An 11,579-nucleotide genomic window follows, 5' to 3' on the forward strand; every position below is an offset into this window, starting at 1 on the left:
TTAGGTAGTTTTGTATGATAAAAGTTTTAATGATAGAGGATGATTTAGAATTAGCTGAAATATTAAGTGAATATTTAGAACAATTTGATATGAAAGTAAAAGTAGTAGAAGACCCTTTTATGGGTATTTCTACTCTTAATGTTGAAGAATTTGACTTAATTATTCTTGATTTAACACTTCCAGGTATTGATGGTCTTGATGTATGTAAAGAGATAAGAAAAAAACATGATATTCCAATTATCATATCTTCTGCAAGGCATGACATAACAGATAAAGTTACTGCATTGGACAATGGGGCAGATGATTATCTTCCAAAACCTTATAATCCAAGAGAATTACTAGCTAGAATAAATAGTTTACTTAGGCGTCACCATAAAGTTTCTCCTAGTGAACTAGAAAATGTTATGAAAAATAGTGATTTGGTGCTTGATGAAAACTCTATGAATATTAAATATAAAGGTAAAGATTTAAATCTTACAAGTGCAGAATATGGAATATTGAGCTATCTTATGAAAAAAAATGGTGGAGTAGTTTCAAGAGAAGAGTTAATCTACAATGTAGATGCTATTAGTGAAGATACATCTAACAAAAGTATTGATGTTATCATTGGTAGAATCAGATCAAAACTTGGAGAAGATTCTAAAAACCCTAGATACATTCATGCAGTAAGAGGCATAGGGTATAAATTTAAGCAATGATAAAAAAGTTAAAAATTACAAAATCATCAATCTTTTACAGCATCACTTTTATCTTTTTTCTCTCTATTGTTAGTATATTTTTTGCTCTTCTATTTTTACTTGAGTATGACAAGCAAAACTATACAGAAAAACTAAATAAAAAGTACTCAATCATAGCTAGAGCTACGTTATTTCATCTGAATAATTTTATTGATGAAAAAGAATTAAAAGAGCAAGTCAAAGATTATAGTATGAGAAAGATTGAATCTGGAAAAATAAAAGATTATATCATCTCAAATGCTAAAATTATACAAAAAATTGAAAGTAAAATTGGAAGCAGTGCAATATTAAAATATAAAAAATACCACTATTTACTAATAGAACATAAAAATAATATTTTATTATTCAAAGATGAAGACTTTCAACCATATAGATATGATGTTATCAAAGCTATTTTTGGACTTGTTTTACTCATAATCATAACAGCTTATGTAATTACAATCAGAAAAATCAAACCTCTTAGAAAATTAAAAAGAGAGATGGACAAATTTGCAAAAGGTGATCTTAGCATTAATTGTTACAGAGATGGTGAAGATGAAATTTCACAGGTTTCTAACTCTTTTGCAAATGCTGTTGAGCAGATAAAAAAGCTCAATCATTCAAGGCAACTTTTTTTAAGAAATATCATGCATGAGTTAAAAACTCCTATAACAAAAGGTAGACTAAGTGCTGAAATGCTAGAAGATTCCAAACAAAAAGATAGACTCATTAATGTTTTTGAAAAACTTGAATTACTCATAAATGAATTTGCTTCGATAGAGCAAATAACAAGTGGTGCTGGACTTAACAACATAAAACCTGCAAGACTAATTGACATTATTGATGAATCTATTGATTTGACAATGGCAAGTTATGATCAAATTAAACTTGAGATTGATGAAAATTTAGTTTTAAATGTTGATTTTAGACTTTTTACAACTGCTCTTAAAAATTTGATAGATAATGGTCTAAAATATTCAATAGACAAGTTTGTAATCATTACTGCTAATAACAATAAAATTTCTGTTATTAGTAAAGGAAGTCCATTAAAACAAAAATTGATTCATTATATACAACCATTTACTCAAGAAAAAAATTCACACCAAAGTTTTGGTTTGGGATTATACATAGTTGATAACATTGCAAAAGCGCATAAATTAAATTTTAAATATTCACATAAAAACGGCTTAAATTACTTTTATTTTGAAAATATAGAAACATTATTGTAGAATATTGTAAATAAGAAGAAGGATATAAAATGTCAAGTTCAATTTTTTCAAGAGAAGATTTAGTATCTTTAGTTGATCATCACATAGCTCTTTTAGATAGGTTTGGATTGAAAGATGAAGCTCCATTTTCAATTATTTATTTTTCAATGAAAGATAAAGATATAGCTGATAGTACAGAGATATTTGGCAAAATCCTAAGAAAAACAGATGCACTTATTCAAATTGATAATTTTTTTATTGTAATGTTACCCGGTACTGATTGGAATGGTGCTAGTGAGCTTTTATCTGGTATCCAAGAGTTTTTATCGCAAGAAGCTATGGATAACATTGTAACTTATCCTGAAGATGGTATTGATGCAAAGTCAATGCTAAAAAGATTAGAAAATATAGTAGAAGATAATTCTGGAGATATTGTTAAGTTAGTCTAAGCTACTCGTTTCTTAAAACATCTAAAACATTGATTTTAGTTGCTTTATTTGCTGGATAAAATGATGAAAAGATAACTATGATTGTTGCACCTCCAACTATCATAAGAAAATCAACCATAGATAACTCCAATGGCAACTTTGAAGAGCCATAAACATCAGCAGGCAAATCTATAATATCAAAGGAACCTAAAATCCACAAAGACAACAAACCAAGGATAACACCAAAAAACATCCCTCCTCCGCCTATTATCATGCCTAGATAGAAAAATGCTTTTTTAACCTCCTCTTTGTAAACACCAAGTGAGAGTAACAAAGCAATCTCTTTTCTTCTATTCATAACTGTCATAAGGAGTGAACTTACTATATTTAGTGAAGCTATAAGGATGATTAGCATTAAAACGATAAACAGTGCTCTTTTTTCAAGTGCTAATGCAGAAAAAAAGTTTCCGTTCATCTGCCACCAACCAACAATACTTAAATGATCTGGTAAAATTTTTCCAATTTTTTTGATATCTTCAAAAGGATTAGAACTATAAATATGAATTCCATCATACCTTTGCTTTGAATACCCTCTTAACTTTGACAACCCTTCAATAGGTGTATACATGTATAGTTTATCATACGCTATAAGTCCTGATTCAAAATCACCTTTATACCTAAATCTTTTCATCTTTGGTATCAAAGAGAGGCCTCCAGCACTCGCTTCAGTAAAAATCAAGACAACTTTTTCATTATTTTCTAAATAAAAATTATCTTTTATTTGCTTTCCTACAATCACATCAAACTTTGATATGTTGGTATCTTTTATCCCTTCTTTTAAAACACTATTAATTTGTATTTCTTTTTTAAAATCTACCCCAAAAAGTAGTCCACCTTCCATCTTTCTTCCTCTTTTGATAATTACTTGTGAAGAAATATAGGGGCTAAATTTTAAATTTGGAAATTTTTGAGACAATACATCGACATCATCTTGAGTAATTGGTGTAAAACTATTTGGGTGAATTGTAAGTGGATAATTCATTGTAAAGAGTTTTCTCTCAAACTCTTTATCAAAACCATTCATTATAGCCATAGCTACAATCAATACCATAACTCCAATAGCAACTCCAAAAAAAGCTAAAAAAGCACTAATTGTTATAAAGGGTTGAGATTTATCAACCCTTAGATACTTTTTAACTAAATAGCTGCTTATGGAATTTGTCATATTTAAGCAAGTATTCCTTTTTTAGGTCCACTTTTTCCACAACATTGTTTATATTTTTTACCACTTCCACATGGACAAGGAGCATTTCTTGGAATTTTTTTCTCAACTACAGGTTCAGTTTCTATGCTTCCGTGCTGATAAGTCATACCTTGTTCATTTTGGGCTTCCATTTGAGCTAACATTTCTTCCATCGCACGGCGTTCTTCTTCCTCTTTCTCATCTCTTAATTGAACCAAATGAAGAGTTTTAATACTTTCAAATTTTATTTGATTTACAAGCTCCATAAACAAGTTATAACTCTCTTTTTTATACTCAGTTAATGGATCTTTTTGATTGTATCCTCTAAGTCCAATACCCGTTTTTAATATATCCATTTGGTAAAGATGATCTCTCCAAGCCTTATCTAATACTTGAAGATAAAGGATTCTTTCAATCTCTTTTCTTTGTTCATCATCAACAACACTCATTTTTTCATCAAAAGATTTTTTTAGTTTTTCTTCTATGTATGAAGCCAACTCTTCATAATCTTTATCTTTTAATTCATCAACACTAAAATCAAACTGTACTTCAGATTTTATAAAAGAAATCAATTTTTCCAAATCAAACTCTTCTTTTACACCACCTTCAAAAATTTCTGCTCTAAAGAGTAAATCATGAACATATTCTTTTCTAACTTCATTAACTTTTGAATCAATATCATAGTTCGGATCAAGCAAATTATCTCTAAAGTTGTATATAGTTTTTCTTTGCTCGTTTGCTACATCATCATACTCTAGTAGGTGTTTTCTTGATTCAAAATGCATTTGTTCCACTTTTTTCTGAGCATTTTCAACTGCTCTTGTTACCATTTTTGATTCTATATGCTCACCTTCTTCGATACCTAGCCTATCCATGATATTTTTAATTTTATCACTTCCGAAAATTCTAAGCAAATTATCTTCTAAACTTAGATAAAATCTACTCTCTCCTGGGTCACCTTGACGACCTGAACGACCTCTTAGCTGATTATCAATCCTTCTACTTTCATGCCTTTCAGTACCTATGATGTAAAGACCACCAAGTTTTTTAATCTCATCATCAATCTTAATATCAACACCACGACCTGCCATATTTGTTGCAATTGTAACTGCACCTTTTTTACCAGCATCCATGATGATTTGAGCTTCTTTTTCATGATTTTTTGCATTTAACACAGAGTGAGGAACTTTTTCTTTTTTTAATAAAGCATGTAAAATTTCACTCTTTTCAATTGAAGCAGTACCAACTAAAACAGGCTGCCCTTTTTTATGTCTCTCTTTTATATCTTTTATAGCTGATTCAAACTTCTCTTTTTCAGTTTTATAAATCAAATCATTTTGATCTTTTCTAATCATTGGTAAATTAGTTGGGATCGAGATTACTTCAAGATTATATATCTGAGCAAACTCAGTCGCTTCTGTTTGAGCAGTTCCTGTCATACCTGCTAATTTTTTATACTGTCTAAAGTAGTTTTGGAAAGTAATATCAGCCAATGTTTGAGATTCTTCTTTTATCTCAACACCCTCTTTAGCTTCAAGTGCTTGATGAAGCCCTTCACTAAACCTTCTTCCCTCGCTTAGTCTTCCTGTAAACTCATCAACAATTACAATTTCACCATCTTTTACAACATAATCAACATCTTTTTCAAAAAGATATCTCGCCTTTAAAGCCTGGTCTAAATGATGTGCTAAAACTGCATTTTCTAAACTATAAAGGTTATCTACTCCAAAAAGTTTTTCAGCGTTTGCATTACCTTCTTCGCTTAGGCTTACAGTTCTGTTTTTTTCATCTATCGTAAAATCTTTATCTTTTACCAATTTTTGAGCAACAACATCAGCTTTTTTATATCCATCCAAAGTTCTATCAGTTGGCCCTGAAATGATAAGTGGAGTTCTTGCTTCATCAATCAAAATTGAGTCAACTTCATCAACTATAACAAAGTTATGACTTCTTTGCATTTTTTCACTAGAAGAGTAACGCATATTATCTCTTAGATAATCAAAACCAAACTCATTATTAGTTCCATAAGTTATATCAGCATCATATTGTGCTTTTCTATCATCTTCACTATCAGCTGTTATTATTCCTACGCTAAGACCTAAGAAGTTATAAATCGCTGACATTTCAGTAGCATCACGACGAGCTAAGTAATCATTTACAGTTACTACATGTACACCTTCACCTGTCATAGCATTTAATACAACTGCAAGTGTTGCAACAAGAGTTTTTCCCTCTCCTGTTTTCATTTCAGCAATATTTCCATCATGAAGTACCATACCACCAATCATTTGCACATCAAAATGGCGCATACCTGTTGTTCTTTTACTTACTTCTCTAGTTATTGCAAAGACATCATATAAAACATCATCTAAAGTTTTTTTACCATCAATTACTTCTTGTTTAAAACCATCAAATGAAGATTTTAACTCTTCATCACTCATTTTTTCATATTTACTCTCAAGAGCATTAATCTTTTTTACACGCGATTGATATTTTTTTACAATCCTGTCATTTTGTGTTCCAAATATCTTCTTCACAATACCTAACATATGAGTTTACCTTTATCTATTCGATTTAAAAGAAGAGATTTTATCATACTTTTACTATTTATTTGCTAAAACTATCTTTATCATTTTAATATCAAAGGGTTTTTATGAAGTTTTTAATATCAGTTTTACTTTTATTTGCATCGTTATATGCAAATCCATTAGATTTTAACTCAATTCAAAGCGACTTTACTCAAATAATTACAAATGAAGAAAATTCAACCATAACTTACGAGGGAAGTTTTTATGCAAAAAGTAATGCTAAGGCTCTTTGGATATACAAATCCCCAATTTCTAAAAAAATTTACTTTAATCAAAATCAAGTAGTAATAATAGAACCTGAACTTGAACAAGCCATCATAACAAATCTAAAGAATACCCCAAATTTAACCGAACTTTTAAAAGATGCAAAAAAAGTAGAAAAAAATCTTTATGAAACTTCATACTATGAAACCACATATAAAATCTTTATAGAAGATGACCATATCAAAAAAATTAGCTATGAAGATAAATTAGCAAATCAAGTTACGATTGAGCTTAAAAACCAATCTGTAAATATATTTTTAGATGATGAATTATTTAAAGCTAAAATACCAAATGGCTTTGATATTATAGCTCAATAACTAACCTTACACACTATATCAGTTAATAACTATTTTTTGATATATCCTTGTTTTTCTAATTCATTTATAATTTCTTTTGCACTCACATTATCTAGCATGCTTAGTTTTTGTATATAAACATTATCTATATCTATAGAATATTTTTTTAAAGCATAATTTATCAAGGCTTGTTTTAAGGCTTCTTTTCCTTTTGACATCATTAAATCTTCTGCATAAAAACTACCAATTACAACATTGAGTGCATCTATGATTTTAAAATCATAAACTTCAACATCTCTTCCTTCAATTACCATTGATAACTCAATATTTTGCTGTGATTTATTTATCTTAGAAAAAAGAGTAACTTCAAAATCATCAATTCTAAGTATCTCATCTGCATTCAAAAATGAAATACAAATCAACAATCCCATAAAAATCTTACTAAACATTTTCATCTAATATAGTAGCTCCTAATTCTGCTAGTTTTTTATCTATCATTTCAACTGATTTATTTATAGTTTCATAACTTATATCAGGAAGTTTTTTACCCCAAAGCTCTTCTGCCTCACTAAAACCTCTTAGTATTCCTTCTCTTCCTGATTTTAGTTTCTCAACATCATCACCAGCACCATTTAAAACAAAATTTGCAATTCTATCACTTGTTTTTTTGATCCCAAAAAATCCATCTTCACTTACTAATTTTTTGGCTTCATCTTGGCTCAAATCACCTATTGGTTTTCCATCATATCCAATATCAGCTAAACTAAAAGTTTCAAATTGCTTAGAGATTTCATCTTTTGATTTATTGAAAATATCAAACTGATACTGAGCTAAGTAACTATCAGTTATATCTTTTGCGCTTAACTTCTCTTTGTTTTCTTGCTTTTTCGAAACCGATACTTGAACATCTTTGTACACATTTACCATATATGAACTATCTACTTGCATAATTAACTCCTTTACATGTAGAGTACATCGTCAAAAGAGTGTTCCCTCTTCAATCTTGTCTATTTTATTATTTTCATAAAAATCTCGAACACTATTAGAAACTAAAACACACCTTTTTAAGTGATTTTCAAAGCTGTTATAATTATACTCTAAAAGTAAGTTTTTAGGATTTTTTGCCCTACTAATTGCTACATAAAACTGCGATTTTTCAAAAATATTGTCAATATTACACACCAAAGTATCGATACTCATACCTTGAGACTTGTGTATGGTAATGGCATATGCAAGTTTTAGTGGAAATTGTTCAATACTAACCAATGGTTTTTCTTCAATTTCACCATTTAACACAATACTTTCACTAAGAGTATACTCAGCTCTTTTTACTTTTACAACTTTGTCATTACTCTTTTGAACAATCACTTCTTCATCATCTATGTTTAAAACTATGCCTCTTTCTCCATTGTAATAACTTCCCCATTTATTCGTACAAAAAAGCACACTAGCTCCAATCTTCAAATCAAGCTCAACTGGTACTGGCAAATTCTTTTTCCAATTTTCAATCTTGTTTACATGTAAAGATTTTAAATGAAGTTTTTCTTTTGCTTTTAAAGTTATATGCTCACCCTCTAATTCTTGTAATTTCTTTTTATTTGTAGCTTCTGCTCTTGCATTTATCCCATAAAGAATAGTCGGTGTATTTTCTTTTACATGTAGATTTTCTCTAAGCTTTTGTAAGTAAGTGATAATCTCAGGATTTAAATCCCCTTTTCTTATAGCATTTAAAATCGCAAAAAACTCTTCATCTTCTGTTCTTTTGGTTTTTGTAAGCTCAATGATGTAAGGATCAAAATAATCCCAAGCAGGACTTTCAAATGCAAAACTAGTTGAATCAAATAGTGAATTTGTCTCTTTTTTAGACTTAATAGGCGGAAGTTGATAAAAATCTCCAACAAAAAGTAACCTTCCTTCAAAACTCCCATTTCTGAGCCTATAAAGAATCATATCCATTAAATCAGAACTAACCATGCTAATTTCATCTATGATTAAAAGATCAGCCTTTTGAAGGATTTTATTTAACTCTTTTACTCTTTGCTTTGTATATCTATCATGTTTTTTCATCTCTTCAAGATTATTTGAAATCCCAAAAGAAAAAAAACTATGAATTGTATATCCTCCAACATTGACTGCACTTACTCCAGTACTTCCTAAAACAACAACTTGTTTGCCCTCTTTTTTGTAAGATTCTATGAGTTTTGTAGTGAGGTAACTCTTGCCAACTCCACCACCACCAGTTAAAAGTAGATTCTTTGTTTTTAAATGCTCTTTTACTTTTTCTAAGATTTCCAAAAATTTTCCTGTTTTTTTAGGTATTATAACATTATGAAAAAAATAATTCTAATTTTACTAATCTTACTAATGTTTTTTGGATGTAGTGTTAAAACTCCTAAGCTTTTAGAGTACGAACAAAATACAACTGCCCTTATAAATGATGTTTATCCATTAAAAGCTGATTTAAAAGTTTACGAGAGTAGGTACTACATGCCTTGGAGGATTAAAAAGATAAATCTTTTAGCTAGTAAGGCTTCATGGGCAAATGTAGTATTTAAAAGAAAAGTTTATTTTTCACAAAATCTTAGGTTATGGAATCAAAACAAAGTTGATAAAATCATAAAAAATACAAATTTTGAAAATTTTAACAAACTAAATCGATATGCGATTACTACAAAAACAGCTCAAGTTAGAAATCTTCCAACTAACAAGCCATTTTTTAAAAATCCAAAACTTGGAGGAGAAGGTTTTCCATTTGATTATATGCAAAATACACTTCTACATGTAAACACTCCTTTGTTTATTTCTCATCTAAGCAGTGATGGCGCTTGGGCATTTGTGCAAAGTCCAGTTTCTATTGGTTGGATAAGGCTAGAAGATATAAAATTTATAGATGCAAAACAAAGATATGAGTTTATGAAATCACCAAAGATTGTGATCACAAAAGACAATATTCCTCTTTATGATGCTAAACAAAACTATAAGCTACATGTAAAGCTAGGTGCAATTTTTCCTAAAGATAGCGAAGATGATGATTTTTACTACTCACATGAGCTTAGTATTCCAAAAGAGTATGCAAAAGATTTTCCCCTAGATTTTAACAAACAAAACATTCTTTATATAAGTCATGAACTATTAGGTGAAGAGTATGGCTGGGGTGGGTACTATAAAAGTAGAGATTGCTCTTCTATGAGTAAGGATTATTTTAGTATATTTGGAGTTTGGTTGCCTAGAAACTCTTATTATCAAGGACTTTTAGGCCAAACTATAGATTTAAAAGATTTAGGTGATAAGGAAAAAGAAAATATGATAAAAAAATATGCCATTCCTTTTGTCTCTTTGATATATTTGCCAGGTCATATTATGCTTTATGCAGGAACTATCAATGATAAAGCTATGGTCATGCATGACACTTGGGGAGTTAAAACAAAAGATGATGATAGATTAATCATAGGAAAAACAATCATCTCTGATTTATATCTTGGAGCAAACCAGAACAATGCTGATAAAGAAAAATTACTCATAAAAAAAGCTACAAAGCTAGTGATTGAGCCAAAAACAAACCTTTTACATGTAGAGAGTTTTATAAGAGCTTATCCGTCTATAATTTCACTAAAAGATAACAAGCTTATATTTGATGATAATACAAGTTTAGTTTATGATGATTTTAAAGAAAAAAGCTTTGAAAAAAAGCTAAGTAATCCTAGCCCAAAAGATATGTTATCCATAACTTATAAAGCTTTTAGTGATATAATCCAGCCAGATATAAATGAAGATGCAGGAAGATTTAGAAATGAAAAGTTACTAAAAAAACTATATGGAAATACAAAAGAAGAAATTAAAAAGAACCTTGAAACACTTACTTGGACTGATGGAACAAACATAAAATTTAACAAAAAACAAAACGCTTCAATACAGCTACAAAAAGTCATAAACGAACTAAAAAAACTTCCCAAAAAATACCAAAAATTTCTAAGTCCTATTGGAGGAACTTTTAATTATCGATATATAAAAGATACAAAAAGATTAAGCGCACATAGCTTTGGAATCGCTATTGATTTAAATGTAAAACAATCTAAGTACTGGAAATGGGATAAGACTTACAAATACTCAAATAATTTTCCAAAAAAAATTATAGATATCTTTGAAAAGTATGGTTTTATCTGGGGTGGACGATGGTATCATTATGATACAATGCATTTTGAATATCGTCCTGAAATGTTTGAAAGTATTGATTAAAATGGATTTATTATGAAACAATTTATTTATGTACTAATTATACCAATCTTTTTAACTGGCTGTTTATCAAGCTACCCAATGGGCGTAGATGAAGATACATGGAAGTTGCTCTCTGCTGAAAAAAAGGCTGAACTTTTCAAAGAAGAAGCAAAACAAAGAGAGTTCTATAAAAAACTTAAACACGAAGAAGAATTAAAAAAGCTAGATATTGAAGCTATGAAAGAACAAAGGTTAAAAGAGCTTTTACAAATATCAAAATATGGAGATATAATTAGAGTTAATATCTTTTCAGGTTGCATAAATCTATACAAAAAATGCAAACCATATCGCCCAATTTCGATACTTTTACAAAAAAATGAAACTAGAAAAATACAACTAAAAATGTCTTATAGTTCACTTGATTTGTGGATTAGATACGACAATCAAGGTATTTTGATAGATGATGATAAAAATTTGGACGACTTTGATACAGCAGTTTTTTTACCAGAAAGATGGGATTTGGGTAGATACTATCGTTTTAATCTTAAAAGTTCTTATTCTAAAAGAAACGTTTTACAAAATGCCAAAATTTATATACAATATATAAAGCTAAAACAATAG

Annotated in this window: 11 protein-coding genes; 6 read left to right on the forward strand and 5 right to left on the reverse strand. The window is 29.3% G+C overall.

All coding sequences use genetic code 11. The features are described 5' to 3' along the window. The first annotated feature begins 14 nt into the window (after positions 1–14). Genes ACKGJI_RS06420 through ACKGJI_RS06430 form a run of 3 tightly spaced genes read left to right on the forward strand, consistent with a single transcriptional unit; the run spans position 15 to position 2,373 of the window. The gene (locus ACKGJI_RS06420; protein WP_458699462.1) at positions 15–698 is read left to right on the forward strand and encodes a response regulator transcription factor; all 684 of its coding nucleotides are present in this window, start codon (positions 15–17) and stop codon (positions 696–698) included. Positions 699–712: 14 nt separating this feature from the next. Then, positions 713–1,945 (forward strand): ArsS family sensor histidine kinase, encoded by a 1,233-nt coding sequence (locus ACKGJI_RS06425; protein ID WP_458701708.1) that lies wholly within the window; start codon positions 713–715, stop codon positions 1,943–1,945. Between the two features lie 29 nt (positions 1,946–1,974). Next, entirely contained in the window at positions 1,975–2,373 is a 399-nt protein-coding gene (locus ACKGJI_RS06430) for a hypothetical protein (protein ID WP_458699463.1), read from the forward strand. Between the two features lies 1 nt (position 2,374). Here the strand turns inward: ACKGJI_RS06430 and ACKGJI_RS06435 are convergent, their stop codons facing one another. Together ACKGJI_RS06435 and secA are read right to left on the reverse strand one after the other, a co-directional pair. Next, positions 2,375–3,577 carry an ABC transporter permease gene (locus tag ACKGJI_RS06435; RefSeq protein ID WP_458699464.1) on the reverse strand — a complete coding sequence of 401 codons (1,203 nt, stop codon included), beginning with the start codon at positions 3,575–3,577 and terminating at the stop codon, positions 2,375–2,377. A gap of 2 nt (positions 3,578–3,579) precedes the next feature. Continuing rightward, positions 3,580–6,144, reverse strand: coding sequence for a preprotein translocase subunit SecA (secA, locus tag ACKGJI_RS06440; RefSeq protein ID WP_458699465.1), 2,565 nt, complete (start codon positions 6,142–6,144; stop codon positions 3,580–3,582). Between the two features lie 104 nt (positions 6,145–6,248). Between secA and lolA the strand changes: the two genes are divergently transcribed. Beyond that, positions 6,249–6,764: a LolA-like outer membrane lipoprotein chaperone gene (gene lolA, locus ACKGJI_RS06445; RefSeq protein WP_458699466.1), complete on the forward strand. Its 516-nt coding sequence runs from the start codon at positions 6,249–6,251 to the stop codon at positions 6,762–6,764. Positions 6,765–6,793: 29 nt separating this feature from the next. Here lolA and ACKGJI_RS06450 read toward each other — a convergent pair whose 3' ends face one another. The 3 genes from ACKGJI_RS06450 to ACKGJI_RS06460 are packed head-to-tail and all read right to left on the reverse strand — an operon-like array spanning position 6,794 to position 9,038. Beyond that, positions 6,794–7,198, reverse strand: coding sequence for a flagellar basal body-associated FliL family protein (locus ACKGJI_RS06450; RefSeq protein WP_458699467.1), 405 nt, complete (start codon positions 7,196–7,198; stop codon positions 6,794–6,796). After that, complete coding sequence (locus tag ACKGJI_RS06455) at positions 7,185–7,691, reverse strand: hydrogenase-4 component G (RefSeq protein ID WP_458699468.1); 507 nt, start codon at positions 7,689–7,691, stop codon at positions 7,185–7,187. The genes ACKGJI_RS06450 and ACKGJI_RS06455 overlap by 14 nt, the downstream gene beginning before the upstream one ends. Positions 7,692–7,721: 30 nt before the next feature. Beyond that, on the reverse strand, positions 7,722–9,038 hold the full coding sequence (locus tag ACKGJI_RS06460; RefSeq protein ID WP_458699469.1) for an ATP-dependent DNA helicase: 1,317 nt from the start codon (positions 9,036–9,038) through the stop codon (positions 7,722–7,724). Between the two features lie 33 nt (positions 9,039–9,071). Between ACKGJI_RS06460 and ACKGJI_RS06465 the strand changes: the two genes are divergently transcribed. Together ACKGJI_RS06465 and ACKGJI_RS06470 are read left to right on the forward strand one after the other, a co-directional pair. Beyond that, a complete protein-coding gene (locus ACKGJI_RS06465) occupies positions 9,072–10,979 on the forward strand; it encodes a bifunctional C40 family peptidase/M15 family metallopeptidase (RefSeq protein ID WP_458699470.1) in 1,908 nt (635 codons plus the stop codon). Between the two features lie 12 nt (positions 10,980–10,991). After that, positions 10,992–11,579, forward strand: coding sequence for a hypothetical protein (locus ACKGJI_RS06470; RefSeq protein ID WP_458699471.1), 588 nt, complete (start codon positions 10,992–10,994; stop codon positions 11,577–11,579).

It is taken from the genome of Sulfurospirillum sp. 1307 (assembly GCF_054408545.1).

Coding starts and splice junctions, on each gene's coding strand:
- ACKGJI_RS06465 (WP_458699470.1), top strand. CDS start 9,072: ATGAAAAAAATAATTCTAATTTTACTAATCTTACTAATGTTTTTTGGA.
- lolA (WP_458699466.1), top strand. CDS start 6,249: ATGAAGTTTTTAATATCAGTTTTACTTTTATTTGCATCGTTATATGCA.
- secA (WP_458699465.1), bottom strand. CDS start 6,144: ATGTTAGGTATTGTGAAGAAGATATTTGGAACACAAAATGACAGGATT.
- ACKGJI_RS06455 (WP_458699468.1), bottom strand. CDS start 7,691: ATGCAAGTAGATAGTTCATATATGGTAAATGTGTACAAAGATGTTCAA.
- ACKGJI_RS06470 (WP_458699471.1), top strand. CDS start 10,992: ATGAAACAATTTATTTATGTACTAATTATACCAATCTTTTTAACTGGC.
- ACKGJI_RS06435 (WP_458699464.1), bottom strand. CDS start 3,577: ATGACAAATTCCATAAGCAGCTATTTAGTTAAAAAGTATCTAAGGGTT.
- ACKGJI_RS06450 (WP_458699467.1), bottom strand. CDS start 7,198: ATGAAAATGTTTAGTAAGATTTTTATGGGATTGTTGATTTGTATTTCA.
- ACKGJI_RS06420 (WP_458699462.1), top strand. CDS start 15: ATGATAAAAGTTTTAATGATAGAGGATGATTTAGAATTAGCTGAAATA.
- ACKGJI_RS06430 (WP_458699463.1), top strand. CDS start 1,975: ATGTCAAGTTCAATTTTTTCAAGAGAAGATTTAGTATCTTTAGTTGAT.